This window comes from Hymenobacter sp. B1770 (assembly GCF_049896385.1).
In the GTDB taxonomy this organism is placed as follows: domain Bacteria; phylum Bacteroidota; class Bacteroidia; order Cytophagales; family Hymenobacteraceae; genus Hymenobacter.
The window spans coordinates 1-24,785 of the sequence record NZ_JAFCUF010000008.1; the positions used below are offsets into that span (position 1 = coordinate 1).

Genomic DNA, 24,785 nt, shown 5'->3' on the forward strand with positions numbered 1-24,785 from the left:
AGCACCAGCGAGCGCGAATCGTTGACGATCGCGCCCCACACCTTGCGCGCCTCCCACCACCGGTCGTACGACTGGCTCAAGGCGAAGGCCAGCAGCAGCGAAATCGAACTGCCCAGAATGGCCGGCAACGCCAGCGGAATGGGGGGCAGGTACTGCCCCACGAACACCTTGAGCACCTCAAAGACCACCGAGATCAGCAGCAACACCGCCACATCGGGCAGAATTTGTCTGAGAATAAAGCGAGCGGGCAGCTTTGCGTCAAGCAGCATAGGCAGGGCGAAGAACGGGAAATCCTTCCTGTACGTGCCCGAACGGCCAGTAGCCAAAACGAGCGTTCAATGAAACGGTAGTAAGGTAAACCCGCTCCGTACAGTCGAAGGAGGGTCTATTTATAACAGCCGTTTTATCAGGTCGTCTTTGACGATGAAGAAGGCGGTAGTCAGTATAACCAGGATGGCCACCACCGAGAACACCGAACGGTCACTTTCCACTGCGGGCAGGGTGGCGTTATCGGGGAAATACCTCGAATAGGCGACCTCAATTGTCTCGGGGCGGCTTTTCAAGTACTGCTCCACGCGGGAATCAATTTTTCGTCTCAGGTAATACGTTTGCTGGTCCAACGGATTCACATACGAGACCGACAGGGCATTATTGTGGGTCTTCTCTATTGTCCCCTTGACCACCGTTCGGTCGATGAGCACCCCGGTATTGGGGAGTATCCAATACACCATGAACACGGCCGCCACCAGGAATAGCACCACCCCGCCGAACGTACTCTTGCCCTGGGTGGGCTGCGTTTCTTTTTCTTGCATGTCTCCCTATACCCGTATGAGGCCCGCAAGGTGTATTGTTTCTTCAATTAGCAAGACTTGCACCCTCGGTTCAATGAAAGGGTCCGACGGTAAACGCGCTCTGTTCAGAATAAGGAGGGTAAGTTTGTCAACGGTGCCACTCTTTTCTCGACCGGTCTGGGACACGAATCAAATGGAAAGGGCAACTCCTGCACCCTAGGGATTCCGTACGCGTGGCTCCCCTTCTGCCTCACTTATCGCGCATGCCGATTGTCTTTTTCAAACCGCTGCTGTTTGCCGCTGTGTTCGGGCTCACGGGCTGGGGCTTGCACGCGCTCAAGGAGCACCTGGGCCTGGCGGGCCGGTACTACCTATTGGTGGGCACCACCGCGTGGCTGGCGCTGATGGTGTTCAATGTACCGATGCCCTGGTTAGAAGCCATTCCCGGGCTGGGTGCGGTTGTCAGCTGCTGGCACATCGCCCTGTGGTGGGCGGTGTGCTGGCATTCCGCAGCGGCCCTGTTCCACCCCGCCCGCATCCCCGTGCTGCTCGCCCTGCCGTGCCTGGTGGTGTCGGGTATTTTTTGCTGCATGATGACAGGAGCGGCCTTGTTGTGGGTGGCCACCGGAGGGGTTGGCCTTAGTATTTAGTTGTTACTGTTCAGTGAAACGGTGGTGGCTTAAACGCGCTCCGTTCAAAAATAGGAGCGTTACTTCGAATCACTTAGCCTTTGTTTTCGATTCTGGTATGCTTCCCGATTCCCCTTCTGAACAGACCGAAGAAGAGCGCCTCCAGCAGGCACTCTTTGTTGAACTCTTGCACCTGGCGCCAGAAGGGGCCGAATTATACATCACGAACGACTCATGGGATGAATTGCCCGCTCTCCTGGGAAATCGGATGCGGGTGGTCCGCGAAAACAACTACGAGGATTGGATAATAGCCTTGACGCCCGAGAGCCGCACGTTCTTAGTGCAACAGGCCCTGCACGATGACATTCAACTCAAGTTTGTGCATTTCGTCATCCACGCCGACCAGCACGACGTGTTTACTTCCTATGACCGCATGGCGTCAATAGAACTAGACCCCAGCTTTCCAGATTACGAAAGGCTGGTGAAAGACTACGGCTCAATCCTGATGTTTTAAGCAGTGATAAGCCCCTTTCGTATTTCACGAAAACGGTCGTGGCTGTTGCAGAACTCGGGTTAGGCGGTTGACTTTCTGGTTCGCGGCTGGGCGCGTGTACGAGTGGGCGCTTCGGAGTGCCTGTTTCGCCGCCCGGCGCGCCAATTGGCTGCTAACAGAGGCCGTGGCAGGGCCACGGCCCGGCTCAGTTGCCGCTGGGGGCAGTGGTTTAAGAGCTTTTTGAGGTTGAAGGCCACGGCCGTGAGCAGCATGGTTTTGTGAGCCCCGGCCAGGCCGCGCACGTTGAGCCGGCGCAGGCCGTAGTGGTGCAGCAGGCTCCCGAAGACGGGCTCGACCGTGCCCTGGCGGACCCGGCGTTTGCGTTGCCCGCGCCGGGTGTGCTGCCGCTCCCAGGCCCGGCGGTAGGCCGCGTCGTAAATCGTGCGCGTCAGCTGCTTGCGCTTGGCCCCGGGCACGCAGGTGGACTTGAGCGGGCACTGCTGGCAGTCCGAGCAGGTGGCCCAGTAAAGCTTGAGCCAGGCCCCGTCGACCCGGGTGTCGTACTTGCGAAACGGGAGGACCTTGCCCGCCGCGCAGGTGTACTCGTCGGTGGGGGCGTGGTACGTGAAGCCGTCAATTTCGGCCTTATACTGGCCAAAAACAGGGATCCAGGCCGTAATGTGTGCGGCTTCGAGCAAGGCGTAGTTCGACCCGTTCGCGTAGCCGGCGTCGGCCAGCAGCTCGCGTAGAGGCAAGTCATTGGCCCGCAGCCGCCGCTGCAGGCCGGCGAGCAGGCGGGGCAAATGCAGGCTGTCGCGCTGGTCGGCGAAATCGGCTTGCACGTGGCTAATGACGCCGTGGGCCGTGTCCACGGCCAGGCTGCAGAGGTAGTTCAGGGCCCGGGCCTTGCCGGGCTTGACGGAGATGCGCGCGTCGGGGCCAGTCGGGCTGTAGTGGGTCTTGTTGCTCAGCAAGCGCGCCTGCTCGTGCCGCGCGCCCAGCGCGCCGGTCTGCGTGCCCTGCCGCCGGGCCTGGGACGTGGCCAGATTCCGCAGCTGGTGGGCCGGCGCGCTCAGCACCGCCGCGGCGGGCCGTGCCGCTTCCTCGGGGCTGCCGGCCACGTGCGGGCCGCGGGCCCCAGCGGGCTGCTTTTCGAGGACTGCCTCCAGCGCCGCGTTGGCCTTGACGGGGGCCGAGTCGACGGCCTGCGTGTCGCCCGCGACCAGGCCCCGGGCCACGCACTGGGCAAAGACGTGGTCAAACAGGCGCTCGAAGACCGCGGTCGGGAACAACTGGCGGGTGCGGCTCACCGTCGAGTGCCAGGGCAACTCCTCGTCGACTTCGTAGCCCAGGAAGAACAAGATGTCGAGCCGCAGGGCGCAGTGCGCGACCAGGCGCCGGTCGCTGACCAGGTTTTCCAGCCGGCCCACGAGCACGAGCTTGAAAAACACGACCGGGTCGAGCGAGGGCTGGCCCGTGTGGCTGTAGAGCGCCCGCGTTTCCTCGTAGAGAAACGACCAGTCGACCAACTCCGCCAGCCGGCGGTACAAATTATGCGGCGGGACCCGCTCCGAGAGCCGAAAGCGGGTCACCTCCTTGTCGAGGTACTGCTTCTTGCCTTGCATCTTCTCTCTACGAACCCGGGTTCTGCAACAGCCACGGTCCCAAGGTAAACGCGCACCGTGAATTTTAGAAGCTTAAAATGGTTTTAAATCGGTTTCAAAACGCTCTGAATGTAGTCCGAGAACAAAACGGTTTAGTTAGTGATAGTGGTCTGCAATACCTGATTTAACAGCCGGGTCACGGCTGTTTTGTAGAAGGGCCGGCCTCGCCGCGTCCGGTAGCCACTGCCGTTGAGTTCGGTCACAATTTGTTGTAGACTGGCGCCCTGTTCCCGCAAAAGTTGACACACGCGTCGGGCTTGCTTTATACTGACTTGTTCCCGGGCATTATGCTGCCGCACGGCTAAGCTGCGGGTCCGCGCGTTGTCAGTGAGGTTGCGAGGGGTACCCAGCTGAAAACCGCGGGCCTTTTTTGCGGCCAGCGCCGCGCACGTACGTTGGGAGATGGCTTCGGCCTCGCGTTGAGCCACAGCCGCCAGGATGTGAATGGTGAACTCATCTGCCTGAGGGACGTCCACGGCCTTGAAGCGCACCCGGCTCTCCATAAGTGTAGCCAGAAAGGCCACGTTGCGTGCCAGTCTGTCCAACTTGGCCACCAACAACACTGCCCCATGCTCGCGGGCCAAGTCAACGGCGGCGAGAAGTTGCGGCCGTCGGTTGTTGCGTCCGCTCTCCACTTCGGTGAATTCGGCCAATAACCCCGTGGAGGAACCCACGAAAGCATAAACAGCCGCTTGTTGGGCTTCCAGCCCTAAACCGGATTGGCCTTGTTTCTGAGTGCTTACCCGGTAGTAAGCAACATAGCTAAAGGCAGTGCTCATTTAATTGCGTTGTAAGGGGTTCCATTTGTTGAACGGGCGTTTGACAAATGCTTCAAATTAAAGAAACAGGTGTATTAGTTCTTTTAGACCCCATTCTTTGACATGCAATAACTGAAATGACAATCGACAGTCGACAGCCGCTTGGTTTTACCTGATATCTCCTAACTTGGTAGTCCGACTGTCGACTGTCGACTGTCAAATAAGTAAATGCACTACTGTTTGGGATGGGCCACCATGCTTTTGTGGAACTTCCTCGGCAACCAGTACTCCTAAGCCTACATGGTCTAGGATGAATGCGGTGGCTTTTGCCTGCGTATCCAGGCCTCCTACTTTGGCGCGATAGATGTCGCGCTTGGTAACCGTACCTCCCTTCTCCCGAATCCAATTGATTACTTTGTCGGTATCGGGAAGAGGGCTACTGGATGCAGCAATTTTGTCGTAGTGGCTTTTGAAATACTCAACCAACCGCATAGCCCGGCAAATGCTGCTCGCGCTGATGGCCTCGCAACTTCCTTCTTCTTTACAGACGTAAGCGGTGATGTGCAGTATGAGGGCGAAGCGCAGCAGGTAAGCTTCCAGCTTGGACAAGACTCCTTTTTCTCGTGCTGGGGTGTTGGGGTCATTAATTTTGCGGTTGATGTAATCCTCACTCCATTGTTCGAATGCCGCTCGCGCTTCGTGGTCCAATGGAATCAGATGTGGCGCGTACTCGCTGTCCCCGTCGCTAATGTGCGATAGCGCGAAAAGCCGTTCGAATACACTCGCGTAAGCTTCTCTAATGGTTATGGGAACGCTGACCTTCACCACGCACCGTGCGATGGGGTTCGGATAGGCAAAGAGTACGCGGTCTGAGAAGCCGTTTTCACTTTTACCTTGTCCAAACACTTCGCTGAGCACAGCGGGTTGTAGACCGCCGAGTACCGACACTACCGGTCTTTCGACAAATAATGGAGCCTGCGTTTTGCGATTGTAGGTGATGGACCCGGCGCTCCAGAGCGACAGCCACCGTTGTTCGTCTGACCCCGCACGGTAACGGTTCAAGTCGCGCGTCCAGCTAGCTAACTCGTCTCTGAAATTCAATAAGCCCCGCGGATTCTGGGCCAGCAGGCCGATAAGGGCTTCTACAGTAGCATCTTCGACGATGGTTTGTTCGCCACTAGGTAGTTCTGGAAGGGCACATGAATCCTTATTAGCTTTGGCTTGTCGCATTTGCTCGTCGTATTGCTGTATCGCAAGCATGTGGGCTTGAATTTGCTGCTTTTGTCGTGTCCGAATGGCTTTCATAGCATAATTCAAGGACGACGATTTGCGAACGCCAGCGTCGCCTACGATGGCTATAAAGAGCGTTGTTGGTTCATGCCAGTTCGCATTTACCTCCAACTCGTGACTGGCACCGATAGCAGTAGCGAGGCAGGCCAGGAGGGCGGCACCAACAAAGTCGTCGGGATAATTTTGTGAAGACCCGTGCTCAATGTATTCTCGTAGTGGTTTGGGAAAAACGGAAGTAGGAAAGGTTAGTAACGAAGACGATTTAGCGGCATTCATACAGCACGTGCTTGCTTATCGCCTAAGAATTCACGAACAGCTAGCTCGCTAACCCGATAATTCTTTTTGCCAGCGCATGTGTAGCGGATTTTGCCATCGCGGACTAAATCATAGGCAGTGCGTTCCGAAATTCGCAAGCGATGAGTAAGTAGACCACCGTGGGGAAGTGAAGGGTCCGGCAACCCGCTCAGGCAATACACTGCTGATAGCGCGGTTTGTTCAGCCTCAGCAGCCAAGCGGGAAGTCTGAGCGTGTTCTAACAAGCGAGCTGTGGTAGCGGCATCTTCGAACTGAATGGTACCGGTTGGAAGGTCGAAACGTACCATCGTTAAGGAATAAGGGTAGATAGGGTGTGTGCGGCAGCAATGCCTCCGCTTTCCTTGGCCATGCGCAAGGCTTCCTGCACCACGCGGCTTCCTGGCCTGCCGATTTTAAGTGCTCGGCTTGCTGCTGGCGTGGATATGCCTAGCCGCTTAGCAATCTCCGATATTGCCCCATGAGGCAACATTCGCTTTATATTTACTGCTACTAATGATTCCATTGTTAAGCGAGTTTAGTTAAATCCCCTTACTTTTGAGACTCTACGAAACAAACCTAGATAAAAGACATGATATTTAACTTAATTTAAGTTAAATAATATATTGTGCTTATCTAAGCCTTCTCATTATCAATGAGATAATTTTGCAATGGAAAAACATACAATTGGTTCTACAATCTTGCAGCTTCGAAAGAAGGCGAAACTGACCCAGTGGCAGCTTGCTGAAAGTGTTGGCGTTTCAGGGGCCGCTATTTCGCACTTTGAGAATGGAACAAGTAAACCGTCTGCAGAAACTGTAGAGAAGTTAACTCAAGTTTTAGGCTTCGATTTCTCAACATTGGAGGTGGAACCTAAGAGGCTAAAATGGCACGGCAGTGCGGACGACCTTGAAGCATTATTGAATGGAGTGACTCTAACTAGTTTTCCATTAACCAGTCGTAGACCTGAAAATCTATCTTGCGTTACCCCAACATATCCTAATCATTTAAGTAATACTGTCGGCCTGGTTATGTATAATCAGCCGGGGTTCATTAACTCTATTCTAGAGTCCAATCCGGTGTTGTTAAAAAACACTCAGAAATACCAGGTAAGCGTTCTGCCTTTACTTGGTATTGATTATCAACAAGCTGTGGTTCTCGAGGTTCAAGGCAGTAGCATGGCGCCACGGTATCCGGAAGGCTCGCGCTATGTTTTATTTCCGGTGTACGAAGAGCATTGGCAGTACGCCACAGGCGTACATGCAATATGGTTGAAAAGCAAAAAGCTTTTAATCAAACGGATTACATCAAATAAAGAAGGGACTATTACCCTTAAGTCTGATGCTACTGGTGACGAGACTACCGTTGAGGTAGGGGACATAGCCGCATTATGGAGGTTCGGCCAAGCCATACATCTTCCTCCAGAGGAATTATAGAATATGGAACTCGTATTCCGCCAGCGGCTAGACCGGCCCGACAAGGCTGGCCGGGCCAATATTTTTGGGGACCTGCATTGGGCCGGTGGTCACCGCTGGAAAATGCCGACAGGTGTGAAAGTGCTGCCGGTGCATTGGCACCCCACTAAAGCCAAGCGCATTCACACCAGCACACCCAATGCCAACCAGCTCAACCTGCGACTCACCCGGCTTCTGGCCGCTGTGCAGGGCGTGTTTCTGGCCGCTGAAGCCGCCAGAAGAGCTGAAGCCGAAGTATCTCAAGATGAAATTGAGGAAGCTGTACGTAGTGTGGGGGTGGGAGGGCAGCGTCGCAATGCTGCGCCAGTGCCCTCGGTGGCTGGCCCCGCCCCGCTCACACCCAATGCCACCTGGGCTGAATTCTCCGAACGGTGGCAAGCCGAGAATAAGCAGATGCTCAGCGCGAGTTATCTGCGCGGGGCCAACCAGGTGGTGAGCGCTCTGGCAGAGTTTGACCCCAAGCTACGGCTGGCCACGCTTACCCGCGAACAGCTGGCCAAGTACACAGCTTGGCTCTATGCGCAAGGACTGCGCGACTCGACGGTGCAGCGGCACTACAAGTTTTTCCGCGACTGTCTACGTCAGGTGAATAAACCCATTCCCGGGTGGCTGAATAAGCTGACGGTTCGTTACGGTCGAGCCCTCTCGTTGCGTGCGGGCGAAGTGCGGGCGCTAATGACTGCCCCGGTCGAAGACGATGTAGCCGCGGAGCGCGACGTGTTCCTGTTTCAAATGTTCCTGCTGTTGCGCGACACCGACTTGCGAGGCCTACGGCCGCACCACATCGCGCCACGAGAATTGCCCGGCTACGGGCCGACGCTGTGTGTGGAGCTGTACCAGAACAAAACCGGCGAGCCAGTGCTGATTCCGTTGCCTCCAGCTGCGGCAGGCATCTGGCAGCGGTATGGTGGGCAATTGCCATTAGCCAGCCAGCAGGAGCGCAACCGCCGACTGAAGCAGCTAGGCAGGGTGGCCGGCCTTAACCGCGAATTTGTTGACGTTGGCTTCTCCGGCAAGGTGCGCACCGAGGAAGTGCTGCCTGTGTATAAAGCGCTCAGCACGCACGCCGCGCGCCACACTGGTGCCGATATGCTCATCCTGGGTGGCGAAGGCGACCAGACCTTAAAAGAGATTGCTTTAGGCCACGTGTCGGACAGCGTGTATGGCTACGATACGCTGGAACGCTACGGTCCGCAACTGCTCCAAGCCTGGGAGCGTGTACTGCTGGTGGCGGTCCCCACCGCGGTCCCTGCCCTGGGGCGAACGCGCTTGGAGTCAACCGGGGGCTAAAACCAAAATTGCCCCCGGTTTTTATGAATATCCCCGCCAAATCGTGCCGGCTAGTGGGAGGAAGCGTCAGACAAAAGTGCCAAAGCAGCAGCAGCACCGGCAGTTAGCAGCAGGAACCAGCAAATGACTGTTCCCAGGAGGGAGCGCCAATACCGAGAATGCCCGACCTAACCGGCGGGCATTCTTCGTTTTCAGGCTATTCAGGGCGTATTTGCTGTTTGCCTCTTCGGGTATCTCCGATTAACTTTGGCTTGGACCGGGACATAAACCGGGACACATACCGGGACAGAACCCGGCATAACAGCCAAAAAGATGCTAGCTCCGACCTTTTACAAGCGCACCATCAGCGTGCAGTTTTACCTACGGCTGGCTGCCCGCAATAGGCGCGGGTACTGCCCGGTCCGCATGACGTTGCGGTGGCACGGCCAGGAATTGCAACTGGATGCCGGGGTTTTGGTGCTGCCGGAGCGGCCCGGGCCCAACGGCCAGGGCATTGAGGCGCTATGGGACGTCAAGGCACAGCGAGCGATGGATGGGCGGAAGCTGAGCATGAAAGAAATGGCCGTCGTTCCCACGCACCCGCAAACGGCCACCAACATCAACGCGCATCTGATGATGCTCAAGAAAAGGGTTGAGGACACCTTCAACCAGCTGTTTGATGCCCAAGGCTCGGGGAGAATAGCCAAAGACGTACTGGCTGCGGAACTGCGGCCCGATAAGGTAAGGGAAGTATCAAAGGCGGTGCCGGCGATTAGCCGCACCTTCCGGCAGGTGCTGGAGGAATGGAAGGCGGAAAACCGCAACCTGGCCAAGGACTCGCTGCGCAAATACGACCAGCTGGCTACGATGATGGAGAGCTGGCGGCCGGAGCTGCGGCCCGACCAGGTGACGCAGAAGGTGGCCAAGGAATACCAGCAGCACCTGCTGGACCTGCAGAAGTCGGACGCGACCATCAAGGTGCATTTTGGGGGTATCCGCAAATGCCTGGAGCAGCTTGGGCTGCTGGCGGACATGGCGTGGCTGCAGTACACGGCCAAGAACGCGCCGCAGCTGGATTTGGAGATGGAGGAGGTGCGCAAGCTGATTCGGTGGCGGCCAACTTCCGAGCAGCTGGCGGAGGAGCGTGACCGGTGGCTGTTTCAGTTGTTCAGCGGGCGGCGGTACGAGGACCTGGAGAGGTTTGACAAGCGCGAGCGGATTATGCTGACGCTGGCCGATGGCAGCCAAGTGCCGGCGCTGCTCCATGCGCAGGGCAAGACGGGCAATGACGCGGCGGTACCGCTGCCACCCATAGCCTTGAAGATTGGCGAGCGGTGGGGCTGGCAGTTTCCGGCGCGCAACTGGCAGCAGCGCGGTGACTGGATTAAGGAAATAGCCCAAGGGGCGGGCCTGACCCGGGAATGGGACGACCGGCTGATTACGGGCGGCAAGGTGGTGCACAACTGGCGGCCCATCTGGCAGGTCATCAGCACGCACACGGCGCGGCACACGGCCGGTACCTTGCTCAAGCAGGTGAGCAACGGAAACAAGGCGCTGGCCAAGCTAGTGCTTGGGCACGCCGACGAGGACGTAACGGACCGGTATGCCAAGGACAAGGCCCGGCTGCTAGCTCCGGCCGTACTGGAAGCCTGGCAGAAGATTCTGGGCGAGTGGTACGACGGGGAGCCAGCGCGGTAAGCGGCATCGTGCATTTACCCTACTGGCCGCCGCGCTGTTTCTTGGTTTTAGGTTTGGGCTCCGGCAATTCTTCCACCGTCAGGCGGGCTAGATTTGCCAGCCACTCCCGGTCCTCTAGCTGCTCTTCAACCAGGAAGCAGGGCTTTGCGCCTGGATAAGGCGCGGCCTCGGTTACTTCCGGCAAGAAAGCCCGCCCCGCCGCAGTAGGCTTAACGTATAGTTTGTTGTCGCAAACCAGGGCGAAGGGCTTACTGTCCCAATACAGGGTGTACTCCCCGAACATTTTTCTGGCGGTAACGTGACCGGAGCCGTTAAACTGCTCAACGACAAATTCGACAAATTGCGGGGTAGAAGCCATTGCACATGGGACGTAATTAAAGTCTTATTAGGTCTATTTGGTTTGAGCTTAGTCTGTCGGTCAGCGGTTAGCTGAACTGTAAATCGTTCGTAGGCTCGACAGGCTTCCAGCTAATGTACGACGGGGTGCTGGCGCGGTATCCCCTGCTGGCTGCCTGGCTATGAGGTGCCTCCAGACTGCCTACAGGGTGCCTTCAACTACGGTTTAGGGCGGCAGCTACCTCGGCTTCGGGCAAGCGGGTGTAATCGCAGAACTCGGCGACTGAGACGTAGGCGCGGGCGGGCTTGCGCAGCTTCGTGCGGATGCGCTGGAGGAGGCGCTTGCCGGCGTCGTAGCCGGTGCCGGTGAGTTGGGCAACGTCCTTGGGATAGAGGCAAACTTGGGGCATCTTGGGGCGTGTTGGGGCAAGTGGGATGGACGAATATACAACGGCTAAAACCCGTCTGTAGGTTCGTGTCATGAATCATAAAGCACTGTATTTCAGTGGGTGGTTGCTATCGGTTGCGGCTAGTTTCGGGATGAGCTATGTCCCGACGCTGGGCCGTGAGGGAAGCGGTGCGGGCACGGTGCCATTGGCGACCGAGACCGGGCGCGTGGTGCGCGTGGTAGACGGCGACACGTACGACGTGCTGGCGGGGGGCATAACGCACCGGGTGCGACTGCTGGGCGTGGACGCGCCGGAGCGGAACCAACCTTTTGGGAAGCAGGCGGCGGACTCGGTAGCGCGGCTGCTGCGGCCTGCGCAGCCGGTGCTGCTGACGCGGTACGGGGTGGACCTGTATGGAAGGGTGCTGGGTGCGGTGCGGATGCCGGTGGCGGGAAGGCCCGCGCTGGCGCTGGATTCGCTGCTGGTGGTGCGTGGGTGGGCCTGGGCTTGGGACCCGAAGCATAAGGTGGCCGGCCGTGCAGCACAACAGGCCTCAGCTGCGGAAAAGCGGCGTGGGCTATGGAAGTGCGGGGTTGTGGGCGTGCTCACGCCGCAGCAATGGCGGCGATTTAACTACAAAAACAAGCGGCGGTACGGGGTGGGCTGCACCTGGTAGCAATGCCGCATAAGCGCAAGCAGCCACAAGGCAAACGGATTTTTCAACTTCTAATTTATTTACAACAATGGCACGTCAGACGGGCATTATTGGCATCCAGGGTACCGTAGGGGGCCTGGTGTTCAGCAAAAACGGAAACATTTCACAGAAGCCGGCCAGCGACAAGGCGGCTTTTGCCAGCGCCCCAAGCCGGGCACGTACCCGCGAAAACGCGGCTGAATTCGGCTTGGCGGCTAAATACAGCAAGGTGCTGCGCGACTCGCTGCGCGTGGCCATTGCCTCGGCCAGCGACAGCCAGCTGGCCTCGCGTCTCACAAAGGTGATGCGCGAAGTCATCGGGCTCGACGACACAAACGACCGCGGCCTGCGGGTGTTTGACGCCAGCAACTCGGCGCCGCTGCTCGGCTTCAACTTCAACGCGGGGGCCGGCATTGGCCAGACCATGTACTTCCCTTACGAGGTGACGGGCGCGGGTGCTGATGTAACCATGAGCATTCCAGCCCTGAACCCGGCCAGCGACATTGCGGCTCCGCAGGGCGCTACGCACTTCGAGGTGGTGTTTGCCGCTTCGGACGTGGACATGGAGCTGCTGACGTTCACGAATGGCGTGGTGGCCGCTCCGCTGGGCATCCTGCCCATCAATAGCACACCGCTGGTGAATCAGACGGTGGTGGCCACGTTCCCCGCGGCTCCGGCCGATGCTAACCTGGTGGTGGGCGTGGTAGGCATCAACTTCTACCAGCAGACTAACGGCAAGTTCTACGCCCTCAATAACAACAGCACGAACCCGCTGGCCATTGAGTACGTGGCTTAAGGCCAAACACATCTGGCAATGAACGGCCAGCCGCTGCAGGCCGGCCGTTTTTCTTTCATCTTTTACTACTCAATGCCATGGCACTTACGGCCTATCAAACCCAATTCAAGCGGCGCATGAAACGCGCCATTAAGCTTCGCGCCAGAGCGGACCAAAAGGCGCGGCGCTACACCCAACTGCTGGCTGATGCCATTAGTGTGGCTGAGGACGCGGCTGCACAGATGAATGCGCTGAACCAACTCTATAACGTGGACGTGAGCACCTACACGCTGCTCACGCAGGAGCTACAGGCCAATAATGGCCGGCAGGCGCTGGTGGCCCACCTGGCGGGAAGTACGCCCGGCGAGGAAACCGTCATCTTCAACCAGGTGCCGGATGGCAACGGTGGGCAGCCTTTGCCGGATAATCCGCTGTTCGGCGAGTTGGTGGCGGGCACACCGATTATATCTCCTCCGCAGGTTGACGTACTGCAGGCATAGCGATGAATTGCTCTAAAATGAAAAGCCCCGCTTGCAGTGTGCAAGCGGGGCTTTTTTCGTGCCAAGGGCGGCGCTTTCGGGAGCCAGTAGGCGAAACAATCGCCCGGCCTGGCGGTGTTTGTGGCCGGGCAGACGTTGCTTATTACCCCTACTACTGACTGATGGATATTTACCGCGGCCTTATTCCCGAAAACGACGGCCAGCGACTGGCGGCCTTGCGCGCCTACAACGTGCTGGGGACTTCCCCGGACGGGGTGTTTGACGAAATAGTGCGGCTGACGGCCAAGCTCTTCGGCGTGCCTGTGGCGCTGATTTCGTTGGTGGAACAGGACCGGGTGGAGTTCAAGGCCAACTTTGGGATGGGCGGGGTGCAGCAGGTGCCTCGCACCGACAGCATCTGCTCGGTGGCGGTGCTGCGGGCCGAAACGACCGTGTTTGAGAACCTGCACGAAAGCCCCTGCCTGCTGACCAACCCGGCGGCCGCGGAGCTAAACAACTCCGGCTTTTACGCGGGGCACCCGCTGGCCACGCTCGAAGGCCTGAACATCGGGGCGCTTTGCGTGCTGGACCGCAAGCCTAGGACCGTGACGGGCCCGGAGCGGGAGCGGCTGGCTACGCTGGCCGGCCTAGTGGTGCAGCTCTTTGACCTGCGGGCCCTGCTGGAACAGCAGCCGGCCACGGGCGTGGTCACCTGGCTGCTGCTTTACCGCAGCATCGAGGAGTCGCTTACGCGCATCGACACGCTGCGGGAGCTGGCGCAGTGGGAGGAATCGGACCAGACGGAGGCCGCGCGGCGCTACCGGGTCGCGGTGGACGAGGAAGCGGAGCGGGTGCTGCAGGCCCTGCAGTCGGAGCTGGCAAGCATCCGCAAGCACCTGGGCTAAGTAAGGCACGCGGAGCCGGACGCGGGGTGCGGGGATTCCAAACCTACGCTTTCCCGGCGCGTACTGTTGACAGAAATTCACTGCCCATGGCCCTGCAAACCCTCTACGACGCGCCCACGCTTACCATCTCCTACGACCACGTCAACAACTGGCTCTATATGGACTGGCACGGCGCGCTGAGCGACGAGGCGGTGATGGCGGGGGCGCTTAAGCTGCTGGAGCTGCTGAAACAGGAGAACTGCCACAAGGTGCTCAACGACAATACTCGCATCACGGGCCTATGGGCTGACGCGGCCAAATGGGGCAGCGACGTGTTTTTCCCGATGCTGTACGAGGCGGGGTGCCGGTACTTTTCCTGGGTGTATTCGCCGGAACGTTTCAGCCAACTGTCGGCGCAGCTGGCCGCCGAGCGCACCTCGGCCGGTATTACCATCATGACCTTTCAGAATTTGGACACCGCGGCCGAGTGGCTGCAGCGCATGTAAGTGCCGGCGGTGGCATCACAACTTCTAATTTTGTATTTGCTATGACTCCTTCGCTTTCCGCACCCGGCACCTTTTATACCCTGTGGCAACTGCCCGAGCACTACCTGCTCATGGCCCCGGACTACACGATTCTGGACGCCAGCGACCGGTACCTGGCCGTGACTATGAAACAGCGCGATGCCATCGTGGGTCGGGATGTATTCGATGTGTTTCCGCGCGGCGAGCAAAACGACTGGAAGGTGTTTGCCGATTCGCTGGATTACGTGCGGGAACAGGCCAAGCCGCACACCATGCCCCGCATTCGCTACGACATGCAGCGCACCGCCGAGCAGGGCGGCGGCTTGGAGGAGCGGTACTGGGAAACCACCAATTACCCGCAGCTGGACGCACAGGGGAACGTGCAGGCCATCCTGCTGAAAACCTGCGACGTGACCGAGCAGCAACTAGCCGAAAAGCAGGCCCGGGCGATGCAGCGCGACCTGGTGGAGAGCCAGGAGCGCTCCAAGTTCATTCTGGAGTCGTTGCCGGTGATGGTATGGACCACCCGCGCCGACGGCTGGGCCGACTACTTCAACCAGCGCTGGCTCACGTTTACGGGCCGGGAAATGGCGCAGGAAATAGCGTTCAGCTGGCTGGACGGCGTGCACCCCGACGACCGCGCCGGCGCCGCGGCGGCGTGGCAGAAGGCCTACGAATCGGGCGAAACCTACCAGACCGAGTACCGCCTGCGCGGCGCCGACGGCGGCTACCGCTGGGTGCTGGCCCGCGGCATTCCGCGGCTTACCGCCGCGGGCGAAGTGAGCATGTGGGTGGGCTGCTGCGTGGACATCCACGACCAGAAGCAGCTGGTGGTGGAGTTATTGCAAGCTAACGAGGAGCAAGCCGCCCTCTCGGACCAGGCCTACCAGGCCCACCAGCTGGCCGTGAGCCAGCGCGAATCGTTCTACGCGCTGTTCATGCAGGCCCCGGCGTTGATTTCGGTGCTGCGCGGCGCCGAGCTCCGGTACGATTTTGTGAACCCGCCGTACTACGAGCTGTTTCCGGACCGGGAGCTGGTGGGCCGAACCGTGGCCGAAGCCGTACCCGAAGCCGTGGAGCAGGGCTTTGTGGCCCTGCTGAACCAGGTGTACCAGACCGGCGAGCCGTGGGTGGGCCGCGAGGTGCTGTTTCAGCTGAACCGCCGCGACACCGGTAAGGTGGAAGACGTATTCGTGAACGTGACGTTTCAGGCGCTGCGCGAGCACGGCGCTATCGTGGGCATCTCCGTGTTTGCCTTCGAAGTGACCGAGCTGGTGAAGGCGCGCCAGAAGCTGGAGCAGCTGCTCAACGATGCCCCCACGACTTGAGCCGTCGCAGCTGCGCTCGGTGCTCTACGGCGTGCGCGAGGCCGACGACGCCTTGTTTTCGCCGCAGGGCAACGCGCTGGGGCAGTGACTGAGCACGGTCATCAAGCCCAGGTTCCCGCTGCGGGCCGAGGTGCGGGAAGCCGAGCGCCTGCTGCAGGACATGCTCCGCACGGGGCACGATTTGGCCGCGCAGTACCGCCGCGGCCAGATAGAGGAAGCCCGCCAGTGCCTGACGCAGATTGACCGCCTGGGCGAGCAGCTGGTGACGGTGTTGCAGCAGCTGGGGCAGCAGACGGGGCCGTTGGGAGCAGCAGCTTAGCACCGCGCTCTGTTGCTGTAATTGTGGGGGCTGGTGGCGGAGGGAAGCTCAGCGAAGGCCCTGAGCAGGCGGGTGTACTTTTTGCGCCCCTGCTCGAGGAGGCCGGGCGTGGCGGTTAGCTCGACGCGCCATACGGTGTGCGGAGCCTTCTTCCGCACGCCAATGATGAGGAAGCGCGTAGCCCCGATTACGTCGAGGTAAAGGGCAGCCTGGCGGTCGTAGTCGTATTTCGCGATGGTGGTGAGGAAATGGGCCAGGTCGGGGCAGCTGGTGGTTTTGAAGTCGACCAGCGTGGTGCGGCGGCCGACGGGGCTGATGACAAGCAGGTCGGGGCGGATTTTGACTTGGATGCCAGTGGCGGTGTGCGTGGCCGTGTGGGTGAGCTCGGCGGTGCCGCGGTGTAATAGGTCGCGGCAGTAGCGCTGGCGGCGCACCTGGCAGGCCAGCTACTCGAGTAGGTTCCACTGGCATTTCTCTTCGGTGCGGGCATAGCCATGGGGCTCCAGCGTGGCGGCGTGGAAGTGCGAGCCGAAGGCCAGGGCTATGGGGTTGGGCTGGCGCAGCTGGCACAACAGTGCTGCTTAGACCAACTGTTACGCACGACAAGCTCAACACTAGCGATTCATTAGTAATAGGTTATATAAACAAACGATAAAGAATTTCGTTGAGTAAATTATGCGTACATAAGATATACCCCCCACTCAACTAACCCACTGTTTTTATGACCGAAGCTCTTCTTAATGCAGACTCCTACACTACAGTGCCCAGCAAGGGGGCTCCCCAAACGGAACGCTTGGGCGTGGCCATTGTTGGTCTGGGTGGTGCGGTAGCGACTACCGCCGTCGCCGGCGTGGCCTTGCTGCGCGCCGGGGCGATGAACACCACCGGTCTGCCCCTGGCTAATTTGCCGGCCTCGCTCACCGACCAATTGGTGCGCTACGAAAATCTCGTGTTTGGCGGCTGGGACCTGTGCCCCGACGACCTAGCCAGCGCGGCTCGCCAGCACCGCGTGCTGGAGCCACACCAGCTCGCCTCGGCCGAAGTTGAACTAAGTGCCCTGAAGCCCTGGCCCGCGGTAGGCAACGTGCGCTTTTGTCGCAACGTCACGGGTCAGCACCTGCTGCCGGTGGCGTCGCACGCAGCGGCTGTCGAGGCCATACGCGCCGATTTGCTGCGCTTCCGCGAAGAGCAGGGAGTTGAGCGGCTCGTGGTCGTCAACCTGGCCTCGACTGAGGCAATGCCGGACTTATCGCTGCCCTTGTTCGCAACCCCAGAGGCCTTTGAGGCCGCCGTGCAGGCCGATGACGAGCGCATTCCGCCAGCGATGCTCTACGCCTACGCCGCCATTTTGGAAGACGTGCCCTACATGAACTTTACCCCGTCGTGTGCGGCCGATGCCCCGGCGTTGCTGCGCCTGGCCGAGCAAAGGTGCGTGCCCGTGGCCGGCAAAGACGGCAAGACCGGCCAAACGTTTATGAAAACCGTGCTGGCGCCCGCCCTGCATGCCCGCAATCTGCACATCGACGGCTGGTTCTCGACCAACATCCTCGGCAACCGCGACGGTTTGGCATTGGACAACGCCGAGTCGCTGGCTTCCAAAATCACGACGAAAGGCTCGGTGCTCGACCAGATAGTGGGCTACAAGGTGGATAACCACGTGGTGCACATTCACTATTACAAGCCGCGCGGCGATAACAAAGAGGCCTGGGACAACATTGACGTGGAAGGCTTTTTGGGCCAGAAGATGCAAATCAAGGTGAATTTTCTCTGCCGCGATTCCATCTTGGCCGCTCCACTGGCCCTGGAACTGGCCCGCCTTGCCGACTTGGCTAAACGTCGGCAAGAAGGCGGCGTGGTCCAAGCCCTGGGGGCGTTCTTCAAGTCGCCCATGGTGCCGGACCCGAGCATGGTGCCCATTCACGGCTTCGAGCAGCAGCAAGCCATTTTGCTCAACTGGCTGGCGGCCGGCGTGACGGCCCCGCAGCCGCAACCCGCTGTAGAAACCGTCAAAGGTGTTTTGTCGCCTGCTTTGGCTTCGTTCAGCCCCGACTCTCACGCGATTTAGCTGGTGCCGACGCCTGCAACCGTCAGTGCCCCGGCTAGGCCGGAGGCACTGGCTGAACTGGCGGCGGTGTTGCCGTTGCTGCGCGAACTGAACGACTTGAAGCGCGGGCGGGTAGCCGGCCGCGACGGCTCGCTGGCCGAGCAGCTTTTTGCCGGGGCCTGGGCGGCGCTGGTGGCCGGCGAGGCTCCCACGGCGGTGGCGCTTCGGCAAACAGCGCGCGCTTTAATCGGCGTGCGCCTGCCCGGCTACAACGAACAGTTGCTCCGTACACTGGGCTTAGACGAGGAGGCCGCGGCGCAAGTGCTGCAGCAAGCGTTGCGCGGGGCGGCCCAGCCCCTGGACTTGGCCTTGGTGGCGCAGCTGGTGCCACTGGCGGGGGCCGCCGAGTTGCAACCGGGCCGGCTGCCGGCGTTTGTGGCGCAGCTGGCGCAACAGCCGCGGGCGGGGGCTACGCACCCCAGCCGCTCGCGCATTATGCTGTGGCCGCCCGAAAGCCACGCCGACCACTGTGCCCTGGTGGCCGTGTACGCGGTGCTGCTCAGCCCCTACTTCGGGGCCGAGCCCGGCGCGGCCTTCCTGACTGGCCTGGCCCACCACCTGCACAATGCCGTGCTGCCCGACCCCGGCTATGCAGGCGACGAATTGCTTGGGGAGCACTTAACAGGTTTGATGACGGCGGCCACTCAGCAGGCGGTGCAACAGCTGCCCGCCGCGCTGCAGCCGGAGGTGGAGGCGGCTCTCGGCCGCACCCGTGCGCTCGACGAGCCGGCTGCCCAGGCTTTTCACGCCGCCGATGTTCTGGACCGGGTGCTGGAAATGGCTTGGCATGACCAGAGCGCCCAGTTTCGGTTGCACCAGGCCTTGGATGATTTAAACATCGTGCACGCGGGCTTCACCCAGCAGTTTCACTGGCAGGTCCTGGCCGCCGCCGGGCTGCTTCCCATCGATTCATGAATCAGGTTGCTACGTTAAGTCCCGCCCGCTTGCTTTAGGGCTTGGTGTAGGTTGATACTTATTTTTTAGGACTTATGTCTGTAAATCAAGCAGAATCGGTTGGCTGGGGGATTGTCGGCTGCGGCTGGGTGGCCCGCGACTATGTGGCGCCCGCCATTGCGGCTTCCGCTAACGGCCGGTTGGTGGCGCTTTGCGATGTGAACGAGCAGGCCCTGGCCGCCGTGCAGCCCACCGACACCGCGCTGCTGCGCACTACCCACCTCGCCGATTTTGTGCAGACACCGGGCCTGCAGGCCGTGTACGTGGCCACGCCCAATGTCCACCATGCCCACCTAGTGCAGGCGCTGGCCGCCGCTGGACTGCCGGTGCTGTGCGAAAAGCCCCTGGCCCGCAACTCTGCTGAGGCCGCCGGCATGGTGGCGGCGGCCGAAGCAGCCGGCACGCTGCTTGCCACCGCCTTCGACCAGCGCTTCCACCCGGCCCACGTGCGGCTGCGCGAGCTGATTCGGGCCGGCCGGCTGGGCCGCGTGACGTGCGTGCGTATTCATTATGCCTGCTGGACGCCCGCCGACTGGGCCCCCGAAACCGACCAAGGCACCTATCAGAACTGGCGTATTTTGGCCGAGCAAGCCGGTGGCGGCGCCATGATAGACCTGGCCCCGCACGGCCTGGATTTGGTGCAAACGCTGCTGGACGAGCCGCTCACGGACGTGGCTGCCCTCACGCAGCAGCGCGTTCACGGCTACGCCGTGGATGACGGGGCTGTGCTCATCGGGCGCACGGCCAGCGGCGTGCTGTTTACCCAGGCCGTGGCCTACAACTGCCCCGACTCTTTTCCGCGCCGCACCCTGGAAGTCATCGGAGACCGGGGCCGGGCCCTGGCCCTGAACACCATGGGCCAAACCCCCGGCGGCTCGCTCACGCTGACCCATCCGGACGGCTGGGTGGAAGAAGTTGCTTTCGACCCCCACGCCTCGCCTTTTCAGCGCCAGGTAGAGGCCTTTGCGGAGGCCGTGCGCAGCGGGCAGCCGTTTCCCTTTTCCGCCGCCCAAGATTTGCACACCATGCACCTGCTCGACGCGGCGGCCCGCAGCGCCGAGCGGCCGGTAGAGCAGCCAGCGGCCGGGTGAGGCAGGTGGTGGAAGTAGCCGTTTCAATCTTAATCATTGACTTGCCGAATGCCCCACTACGTCTGCGAAAACTGCGGTTTCTGGCAGCGCTACTTTGCGCCGGGCCCGCCCGACTGCCCGGTGTGCCGCGACTACCGCCACCCGCTGCCGCCGACGGGTTGGCAATTCAGCACCCTGGCCGAAGTGGCCGGGCGGGTGGCGGTGCGGTGGGCCGAGGTGCTGCCCGGCATCTGGCAGTTTTGGAACGAGCCCCAGGTGGGCATCGGACCACGCGGCTACCTGATTGTGGATACTGAGCACGGCAATGTGGCCTTCGAAGGCGCCGGTTACTACGACGCGGCGGCGCTGGACTTCATCCGCACACTGGGCGGCATTCGCTACCTGTCGGCCTCGCACTGCCACGTGTTCGGGGCCTTGTGGCAGCTGGTGGAGGCTTTTGCGCCCGAGGTAGTGATGCAGCAGGAGGAGTTGCCTTTCTGCCAAGCTTTTCGGGTGAGCTGGCCTTATGAGGACCACGCAGAGCTGCACCCCGGCGCCGTGCTCTACCACACCGGCCGCCACACGCCCGGCCATGCCGTGCTGCACCTACCCGAGCGCCGGCTGCTGTGCTGCGGCGACGCCCTTAAGTTCAAGCTCGACGGGCTAGGCCGCGCTACCCACATCAGCACCCACCGGGCCTACGATGCCCACATTCCCCTCTCGCACGGCGACGTGCGCCACTACCAGGCCGTGCTGCTGCCCCTGGATTTCGACGGCGTGCTCACGCCCTGGGAGCCAGTAGCCGGCGGCGGCAAGGCCGCGGCCGCGCAGCTATTTACTGCCCAGCTGGCCGGGCGTCCGTTCGCCGATTTTCTCCAGTTACCTTCTTTCCCCATGCTCCAGCCCCAGCCCGACCCCGCCGCCGTTGCTTTGTACAAAAGCGCTTTGCCGCCCGCCCCGGTGTACGAAATCCCGCTCACCAGCCTCGACTACCTCGGCGTGCCCGTGTGGAGCCTGGCCCAGTGGCTGCCCGGCGGCATGAGCACCGGCACGGGTTACGGCGCCACCGACGCGCAGGCCCGCACGGGGGCCTACGGCGAAATCACCGAGGAAACCTTTGTGAACCTGTACCTGACCCAAATGCCGCGGCGCCGCGCTTCCTACCGGCAGCTGCAAACGGAAGGCGCAGCCTGCCTCGACCCCCTGCGCGACCGGCTGCCGGTGGGCACGCCGTACACACTCGACACCGAGCTGCTGTGGACGCAGGCGCGCACTTACCCGGCGGGCGACATCATCTGGGTGCCCATCGAAACGGCCGCCACCTGGCCCGGCGACTGGCACGGGCAGGAGCAGCACGAGTGGCTGTATACGCCCATCACCAACGGCATGGGTGCGGGCGAGTCGCTGGAGCGGGCCTTGTCGCACGGTTTGCTCGAACTGTTGCAGCGCGACGGCAACGCCATCAGCTACCGCGCCCTCGACCAGGGCGTACGCATCGAGCTCGACGAGGTGCAGGACCCCGCCACCCGCGAGCTGCTGCGTCAGTACGACATGGCCGGGCTCGAAATGCAGGTGAAGCTGGCCTCCACGGACTTTGGTATTACGAGTTTGTATGTAGTTGGCTACGAACGAGACTTGAATAAAGTACCGCACGCGTTAATGCTCACCGGCTGCGGCGAGGCTGCCCACCCCGACCGCGAAGTGGCCTTGGCCAAGGCCCTGCGGGAATTTGCCTCGAGCCGGGTGCGCAAGCGCTTCGAGCACGGCGACCTGGCTTGGCTGGAAACCGTAGCGCCCGCATACCTGGCCAACGTGCGGCAGGACCCGCCCGTGCTGGCCAACCAGGAGCCCCGCGCCGCCGCCGCCATGCGCCAGTGGCTCGATTTGAGTCCGGTTGAGTTGTTTGCGCGGGTGAAAGATTCGGTGTTTGGCGTGAAGCGCACGGTAAAATTCTCTGAGCTGCCCACCGTGCCATTCAACTCCTTGGCTACCCCCGCCGACCTGTTGCGCGTGGTCCACGAACGCCTCTCGTCAGCAGGCTTGTCCATTTACTACGTGGAGTTTACCGACCCCAGCGGCCCGGTGCGCACCCTTAAGGCGGTAGTGCCCGAGCTGGAAGTGGAAACCATGACCTACGACCGCCTCGGCCGCCGCAACCTAACCAAGCTGCTGGCCCGGCACAGTCCGCTGGTGGGGCTGGGTGCGCCGCCCCCCGGGGCCCAGCGCGTGCCCTTGCCCGCGGCCGACGAAGCTGCTCTCGGCGGGCCAGCCTGGTTCAAGCCCCAGCTGGCCCGCGAGCTGGTGGGCGAGCTGTACGCGCTGTACCGCGAGCCCGAGCGCCACGTCTACTATTTCAGCACCCCTGAATCTGCTCCCGAGCCCGCCCATGTCTGAGTCTGTACTTCCACCTGTTGCTGGTCTCCACCGGTTGCGCTACGCTTATAACACCAACGGGGCCGCCAACCACCGCCTCGATGATGCCCTGGTGCTTATTGCCGAAGCCGGCTACGACGGCGTGGCCCTCACCCTCGACCACCACCACCACGACCCGTTTGCGCCGGACTTCGCGGGCCGTAATGCGCAATTGGCCAGCCGTCTGCGTGAGTTGAATCTAGGATTAGTTATCGAAACGGGAGCCCGCTACCTGCTCGACCCGCGCCAGAAGCACGAGCCCACGCTGCTAGCGCCCAGCGCCGCCGGCCGGGTGCAACGGGTGGAGTTTCTCACTCGCTGCCTCGACGTGTGCGCCGCCTGCCAGGGCGAAACGGTGTCGTTCTGGGCCGGTGTGCCGCAGGCGGGCGTGGCGTCGGCGCAAGCCTGGGACTGGCTGCTGGAAGGGGTGCGCCAAGTGGAAGCCGCCGCCCGGGAGCGTGGCGTGGTGGCTTCGCTGGAGCCGGAGCCGGGTATGCTGGTCGAAACCGTGGACGACTACCGGCGCGTGCAAGCCGCCGTGCCGGGCCTACGCCTGGCCCTGGACACCGGCCACCTGCTGGTGACCGGCGAGCGGGAGCCCGCCGCCGCCGTGCACGAGTTTGCCCCGCAGATTGGTACCGTAGCCCTCGAAGACATGCGCCGCGGCATGCACGAGCACCTGCCCTTTGGCGAAGGCGACATGGACGTGCCCGCCGTGCTGCAGGCCCTGCACGCCATCCGGTTTCCAGGGCTGGTGTGCGTGGAGCTCTCACGCGAGTCGCCCCGTGCGCACCTGATGATTCCGCAAGCCCTGGCTTACCTGCGCCAGGCCGAGCACCACCTTCAACTGCCTACTGCGTGAGAATCTGCTTTATTTCCCGCCGCTACTTTCCGGCGATTTCGGGCATGAGCGTGTACGCCCAAAACCTGCTGCGCGAGTTGGTGGCGCTGGGTCACGACGTCACGATGGTGTCGCAGTACCGGGGCGATGCCCTCGGCCGCGGCGTGTACGGCGGCGGGCCCCCGCCGCCCGTGCCGGGCGTGCACGTAATAGGCCTCGAAGCCCTCGGCGAACAAGCCGGGGGCCGGTTCGAAGACGACATCCAGGCCATCATCGACACGGTGGAGCGCCGGCACGCCGCCCAGCCCTTCGACCTGCTGCACGCCCAGTACGGCTACCCACCCGGACTGGCGGCCCTGCACCTGAGCCGCCGGCTGGGCGTACCCAACGTCGTCAGCATCCAGGGCGGCGACGGGCACTGGGTGGGCGTGGACTGCTGCGGCACGCACCAGCGGGCCATCCGCAGGGTGCTGGACCACGCGGGTGCGGTGCTCATCGGCTGCCAGAGTTTTGCCGACGAGGTTATCGGCCACCATGGCACCGCGGCTGGCCGCTTCACGCTGGTACCCGGCGCCGTCGAGGTGCAGCGCTTTCAGCCGCGTGCGGGCTGGCAGGCCGGGCAGTGGGTCGAGGCGATGCACCCCACGCTGCTCTACCACGGCCGCGTGGACCGGCGCAAGGGCGTGCTGGATTTGCTCGACGCCTTTGCCCAATTGGCTCCGGCCCGGCCCGGGCTGCGCCTGCTCATTTCCGGTATCGGCCCCGACCTGGAGGAGGTGCGCCGCCGGGTGGCGTCCGCGCCCTGGCAGGCCCAGGTGGAGCTGGCGGGTTACGTCGACTACGACCAAGTGCCGCAGGTGTACCACCGGGCCGATGTGTTCGTGTCGCCGACCTACGCCGAGGGCTTTTCCAACACCTTGCTCGAAGCCATGGCCAGCGGCCTGCCCTGCGTGGCAGCCGAAGCGGTGGGCGTGGTGGACTGCCTGCGCCACGACGACAACGGCCTGCTAGTGCCGCCCGGCGACGTGGCTGCCCTCACCGCGGCCCTGGTCCGCGTGCTCGACGACGAAGCCCTGCGCGCCCGCCTGGCCACCGTCGCGCTGCACGAGGTGCGTACTACTTACGCTTGGCCCCTCATTGGCCGTCAGATTGATGGCATCTACCGGCAGCTCGCCGGCACCGCGCCCGACCTGGACTGGGCCGAAGACCTGGTCGGGCCCGAGCCCTGCCGCTACCGCGAAGCCCCGCATTTGCTGTAGTGAATAACTCGAATTGATGTGCCCTATCTCATCCCGTAGGCAACTGCCTTATGGCCCAC

At 61.6% G+C, this 24,785-nt stretch carries 28 protein-coding genes; 18 read left to right on the plus strand and 10 right to left on the minus strand.

The genetic code is table 11. The features are described from left to right. Both ACP7AJ_RS15910 and ACP7AJ_RS15915 read right to left on the minus strand, forming a co-directional pair. On the minus strand, positions 1–269 hold a 269-nt coding region (locus tag ACP7AJ_RS15910; protein ID WP_426061199.1), incomplete at its 3' end, for a bestrophin family ion channel. Between the two features lie 120 nt (positions 270–389). Further along, positions 390–812: a hypothetical protein gene (locus tag ACP7AJ_RS15915; protein ID WP_426061200.1), complete on the minus strand. Its 423-nt coding sequence runs from the start codon at positions 810–812 to the stop codon at positions 390–392. A 242-nt stretch (positions 813–1,054) separates the two neighbouring features. Between ACP7AJ_RS15915 and ACP7AJ_RS15920 the strand changes: the two genes are divergently transcribed. Both ACP7AJ_RS15920 and ACP7AJ_RS15925 read left to right on the plus strand, forming a co-directional pair. Further along, positions 1,055–1,441 (plus strand): hypothetical protein, encoded by a 387-nt coding sequence (locus ACP7AJ_RS15920; protein ID WP_426061201.1) that lies wholly within the window; start codon positions 1,055–1,057, stop codon positions 1,439–1,441. A gap of 97 nt (positions 1,442–1,538) precedes the next feature. Continuing rightward, complete coding sequence (locus ACP7AJ_RS15925; protein WP_426061202.1) at positions 1,539–1,934, plus strand: hypothetical protein; 396 nt, start codon at positions 1,539–1,541, stop codon at positions 1,932–1,934. A 59-nt stretch (positions 1,935–1,993) separates the two neighbouring features. Here the strand turns inward: ACP7AJ_RS15925 and ACP7AJ_RS15930 are convergent, their stop codons facing one another. The 4 genes from ACP7AJ_RS15930 to ACP7AJ_RS15945 form a co-directional block, all read right to left on the minus strand. Further along, positions 1,994–3,538 carry an IS1182 family transposase gene (locus ACP7AJ_RS15930; protein ID WP_426061203.1) on the minus strand — a complete coding sequence of 515 codons (1,545 nt, stop codon included), beginning with the start codon at positions 3,536–3,538 and terminating at the stop codon, positions 1,994–1,996. A 131-nt stretch (positions 3,539–3,669) separates the two neighbouring features. Then, positions 3,670–4,356 carry a recombinase family protein gene (locus tag ACP7AJ_RS15935; protein ID WP_426061204.1) on the minus strand — a complete coding sequence of 229 codons (687 nt, stop codon included), beginning with the start codon at positions 4,354–4,356 and terminating at the stop codon, positions 3,670–3,672. Positions 4,357–4,551: 195 nt separating this feature from the next. Continuing rightward, complete coding sequence (locus ACP7AJ_RS15940) at positions 4,552–5,901, minus strand: DUF3987 domain-containing protein (RefSeq protein ID WP_426061205.1); 1,350 nt, start codon at positions 5,899–5,901, stop codon at positions 4,552–4,554. Next, a complete protein-coding gene (locus ACP7AJ_RS15945) occupies positions 5,898–6,227 on the minus strand; it encodes a helix-turn-helix domain-containing protein (RefSeq protein WP_426061206.1) in 330 nt (109 codons plus the stop codon). The genes ACP7AJ_RS15940 and ACP7AJ_RS15945 overlap by 4 nt, the downstream gene beginning before the upstream one ends. Positions 6,228–6,587: 360 nt before the next feature. Between ACP7AJ_RS15945 and ACP7AJ_RS15950 the strand changes: the two genes are divergently transcribed. The 3 genes from ACP7AJ_RS15950 to ACP7AJ_RS15960 all read left to right on the plus strand — a co-directional run bounded on the left by ACP7AJ_RS15950 (position 6,588) and on the right by ACP7AJ_RS15960 (position 10,358). Then, positions 6,588–7,352 (plus strand): XRE family transcriptional regulator, encoded by a 765-nt coding sequence (locus tag ACP7AJ_RS15950; RefSeq protein ID WP_426061207.1) that lies wholly within the window; start codon positions 6,588–6,590, stop codon positions 7,350–7,352. A 3-nt stretch (positions 7,353–7,355) separates the two neighbouring features. After that, positions 7,356–8,681, plus strand: a complete 1,326-nt coding sequence (locus ACP7AJ_RS15955) for a phage integrase SAM-like domain-containing protein (protein ID WP_426061208.1) — start codon at positions 7,356–7,358, stop codon at positions 8,679–8,681. 312 nt (positions 8,682–8,993) lie between these two features. After that, complete coding sequence (locus ACP7AJ_RS15960; RefSeq protein WP_426061209.1) at positions 8,994–10,358, plus strand: hypothetical protein; 1,365 nt, start codon at positions 8,994–8,996, stop codon at positions 10,356–10,358. A 19-nt stretch (positions 10,359–10,377) separates the two neighbouring features. Here ACP7AJ_RS15960 and ACP7AJ_RS15965 read toward each other — a convergent pair whose 3' ends face one another. Together ACP7AJ_RS15965 and ACP7AJ_RS15970 are read right to left on the minus strand one after the other, a co-directional pair. Further along, positions 10,378–10,716, minus strand: coding sequence for a TfoX/Sxy family protein (locus ACP7AJ_RS15965; RefSeq protein ID WP_426061210.1), 339 nt, complete (start codon positions 10,714–10,716; stop codon positions 10,378–10,380). A 193-nt stretch (positions 10,717–10,909) separates the two neighbouring features. Next, on the minus strand, positions 10,910–11,104 hold the full coding sequence (locus tag ACP7AJ_RS15970; protein ID WP_426061211.1) for a hypothetical protein: 195 nt from the start codon (positions 11,102–11,104) through the stop codon (positions 10,910–10,912). Between the two features lie 178 nt (positions 11,105–11,282). Here ACP7AJ_RS15970 and ACP7AJ_RS15975 point away from each other — a divergent pair, with 178 nt between their 5' ends. The 7 genes from ACP7AJ_RS15975 to ACP7AJ_RS16005 all read left to right on the plus strand — a co-directional run bounded on the left by ACP7AJ_RS15975 (position 11,283) and on the right by ACP7AJ_RS16005 (position 16,086). Then, complete coding sequence (locus ACP7AJ_RS15975; RefSeq protein ID WP_426061212.1) at positions 11,283–11,759, plus strand: thermonuclease family protein; 477 nt, start codon at positions 11,283–11,285, stop codon at positions 11,757–11,759. Positions 11,760–11,826: 67 nt separating this feature from the next. After that, positions 11,827–12,573, plus strand: coding sequence for a hypothetical protein (locus ACP7AJ_RS15980; protein WP_426061213.1), 747 nt, complete (start codon positions 11,827–11,829; stop codon positions 12,571–12,573). Between the two features lie 116 nt (positions 12,574–12,689). Then, positions 12,690–13,052, plus strand: coding sequence for a hypothetical protein (locus ACP7AJ_RS15985; RefSeq protein ID WP_426061214.1), 363 nt, complete (start codon positions 12,690–12,692; stop codon positions 13,050–13,052). Between the two features lie 161 nt (positions 13,053–13,213). Continuing rightward, positions 13,214–13,936, plus strand: a complete 723-nt coding sequence (locus tag ACP7AJ_RS15990) for a GAF domain-containing protein (protein WP_426061215.1) — start codon at positions 13,214–13,216, stop codon at positions 13,934–13,936. Positions 13,937–14,022: 86 nt separating this feature from the next. Next, positions 14,023–14,421, plus strand: a complete 399-nt coding sequence (locus tag ACP7AJ_RS15995) for a hypothetical protein (RefSeq protein WP_426061216.1) — start codon at positions 14,023–14,025, stop codon at positions 14,419–14,421. A 41-nt stretch (positions 14,422–14,462) separates the two neighbouring features. After that, the gene (locus ACP7AJ_RS16000) at positions 14,463–15,767 is read left to right on the plus strand and encodes a PAS domain-containing protein (protein ID WP_426061217.1); all 1,305 of its coding nucleotides are present in this window, start codon (positions 14,463–14,465) and stop codon (positions 15,765–15,767) included. Positions 15,768–15,897: 130 nt separating this feature from the next. Beyond that, positions 15,898–16,086, plus strand: a complete 189-nt coding sequence (locus tag ACP7AJ_RS16005) for a hypothetical protein (protein WP_426061218.1) — start codon at positions 15,898–15,900, stop codon at positions 16,084–16,086. Here ACP7AJ_RS16005 and ACP7AJ_RS16010 read toward each other — a convergent pair. Both ACP7AJ_RS16010 and ACP7AJ_RS16015 read right to left on the minus strand, forming a co-directional pair. Then, on the minus strand, positions 16,083–16,520 hold the full coding sequence (locus ACP7AJ_RS16010; protein ID WP_426061219.1) for a PD-(D/E)XK nuclease-like domain-containing protein: 438 nt from the start codon (positions 16,518–16,520) through the stop codon (positions 16,083–16,085). The genes ACP7AJ_RS16005 and ACP7AJ_RS16010 overlap by 4 nt on opposite strands. A 12-nt stretch (positions 16,521–16,532) precedes the next feature. Further along, positions 16,533–16,658, minus strand: a complete 126-nt coding sequence (locus tag ACP7AJ_RS16015; RefSeq protein WP_426061220.1) for a hypothetical protein — start codon at positions 16,656–16,658, stop codon at positions 16,533–16,535. Positions 16,659–16,807: 149 nt separating this feature from the next. Between ACP7AJ_RS16015 and ACP7AJ_RS16020 the strand changes: the two genes are divergently transcribed. From ACP7AJ_RS16020 to ACP7AJ_RS16045, 6 genes are all read left to right on the plus strand, one after another. Beyond that, positions 16,808–18,151 (plus strand): inositol-3-phosphate synthase, encoded by a 1,344-nt coding sequence (locus ACP7AJ_RS16020; protein WP_426061221.1) that lies wholly within the window; start codon positions 16,808–16,810, stop codon positions 18,149–18,151. A gap of 3 nt (positions 18,152–18,154) precedes the next feature. Beyond that, positions 18,155–19,105, plus strand: coding sequence for a hypothetical protein (locus tag ACP7AJ_RS16025; RefSeq protein ID WP_426061222.1), 951 nt, complete (start codon positions 18,155–18,157; stop codon positions 19,103–19,105). Between the two features lie 74 nt (positions 19,106–19,179). Next, the gene (locus ACP7AJ_RS16030) at positions 19,180–20,235 is read left to right on the plus strand and encodes a Gfo/Idh/MocA family protein (RefSeq protein WP_426061223.1); all 1,056 of its coding nucleotides are present in this window, start codon (positions 19,180–19,182) and stop codon (positions 20,233–20,235) included. A 48-nt stretch (positions 20,236–20,283) separates the two neighbouring features. Beyond that, the gene (locus ACP7AJ_RS16035) at positions 20,284–22,608 is read left to right on the plus strand and encodes a YcaO-like family protein (RefSeq protein WP_426061224.1); all 2,325 of its coding nucleotides are present in this window, start codon (positions 20,284–20,286) and stop codon (positions 22,606–22,608) included. After that, positions 22,601–23,488, plus strand: coding sequence for a sugar phosphate isomerase/epimerase family protein (locus tag ACP7AJ_RS16040; protein ID WP_426061225.1), 888 nt, complete (start codon positions 22,601–22,603; stop codon positions 23,486–23,488). Before ACP7AJ_RS16035 ends, ACP7AJ_RS16040 begins: the two co-directional genes overlap by 8 nt. Then, a complete protein-coding gene (locus ACP7AJ_RS16045; protein ID WP_426061226.1) occupies positions 23,485–24,726 on the plus strand; it encodes a glycosyltransferase family 4 protein in 1,242 nt (413 codons plus the stop codon). The genes ACP7AJ_RS16040 and ACP7AJ_RS16045 overlap by 4 nt, the downstream gene beginning before the upstream one ends. Positions 24,727–24,785 lie beyond the last annotated feature (59 nt).

What these genes read in the sequence shown, in the direction of transcription:
- ACP7AJ_RS15925 (WP_426061202.1), top strand. Translation starts at nt 1,539, where the DNA reads ATGCTTCCCGATTCCCCTTCTGAACAGACCGAAGAAGAGCGCCTCCAG.
- ACP7AJ_RS15980 (WP_426061213.1), top strand. Translation starts at nt 11,827, where the DNA reads ATGGCACGTCAGACGGGCATTATTGGCATCCAGGGTACCGTAGGGGGC.
- ACP7AJ_RS15940 (WP_426061205.1), bottom strand. Translation starts at nt 5,901, where the DNA reads ATGAATGCCGCTAAATCGTCTTCGTTACTAACCTTTCCTACTTCCGTT.
- ACP7AJ_RS15985 (WP_426061214.1), top strand. Translation starts at nt 12,690, where the DNA reads ATGAAACGCGCCATTAAGCTTCGCGCCAGAGCGGACCAAAAGGCGCGG.
- ACP7AJ_RS16040 (WP_426061225.1), top strand. Translation starts at nt 22,601, where the DNA reads ATGTCTGAGTCTGTACTTCCACCTGTTGCTGGTCTCCACCGGTTGCGC.
- ACP7AJ_RS15995 (WP_426061216.1), top strand. Translation starts at nt 14,023, where the DNA reads ATGGCCCTGCAAACCCTCTACGACGCGCCCACGCTTACCATCTCCTAC.
- ACP7AJ_RS15960 (WP_426061209.1), top strand. Translation starts at nt 8,994, where the DNA reads ATGCTAGCTCCGACCTTTTACAAGCGCACCATCAGCGTGCAGTTTTAC.
- ACP7AJ_RS15950 (WP_426061207.1), top strand. Translation starts at nt 6,588, where the DNA reads ATGGAAAAACATACAATTGGTTCTACAATCTTGCAGCTTCGAAAGAAG.
- ACP7AJ_RS15990 (WP_426061215.1), top strand. Translation starts at nt 13,214, where the DNA reads ATGGATATTTACCGCGGCCTTATTCCCGAAAACGACGGCCAGCGACTG.
- ACP7AJ_RS15920 (WP_426061201.1), top strand. Translation starts at nt 1,055, where the DNA reads ATGCCGATTGTCTTTTTCAAACCGCTGCTGTTTGCCGCTGTGTTCGGG.
- ACP7AJ_RS15965 (WP_426061210.1), bottom strand. Translation starts at nt 10,716, where the DNA reads ATGGCTTCTACCCCGCAATTTGTCGAATTTGTCGTTGAGCAGTTTAAC.
- ACP7AJ_RS15915 (WP_426061200.1), bottom strand. Translation starts at nt 812, where the DNA reads ATGCAAGAAAAAGAAACGCAGCCCACCCAGGGCAAGAGTACGTTCGGC.
- ACP7AJ_RS15945 (WP_426061206.1), bottom strand. Translation starts at nt 6,227, where the DNA reads ATGGTACGTTTCGACCTTCCAACCGGTACCATTCAGTTCGAAGATGCC.
- ACP7AJ_RS16035 (WP_426061224.1), top strand. Translation starts at nt 20,284, where the DNA reads ATGCCCCACTACGTCTGCGAAAACTGCGGTTTCTGGCAGCGCTACTTT.
- ACP7AJ_RS15955 (WP_426061208.1), top strand. Translation starts at nt 7,356, where the DNA reads ATGGAACTCGTATTCCGCCAGCGGCTAGACCGGCCCGACAAGGCTGGC.
- ACP7AJ_RS16020 (WP_426061221.1), top strand. Translation starts at nt 16,808, where the DNA reads ATGACCGAAGCTCTTCTTAATGCAGACTCCTACACTACAGTGCCCAGC.
- ACP7AJ_RS16000 (WP_426061217.1), top strand. Translation starts at nt 14,463, where the DNA reads ATGACTCCTTCGCTTTCCGCACCCGGCACCTTTTATACCCTGTGGCAA.
- ACP7AJ_RS15935 (WP_426061204.1), bottom strand. Translation starts at nt 4,356, where the DNA reads ATGAGCACTGCCTTTAGCTATGTTGCTTACTACCGGGTAAGCACTCAG.
- ACP7AJ_RS15930 (WP_426061203.1), bottom strand. Translation starts at nt 3,538, where the DNA reads ATGCAAGGCAAGAAGCAGTACCTCGACAAGGAGGTGACCCGCTTTCGG.
- ACP7AJ_RS16030 (WP_426061223.1), top strand. Translation starts at nt 19,180, where the DNA reads ATGTCTGTAAATCAAGCAGAATCGGTTGGCTGGGGGATTGTCGGCTGC.
- ACP7AJ_RS15970 (WP_426061211.1), bottom strand. Translation starts at nt 11,104, where the DNA reads ATGCCCCAAGTTTGCCTCTATCCCAAGGACGTTGCCCAACTCACCGGC.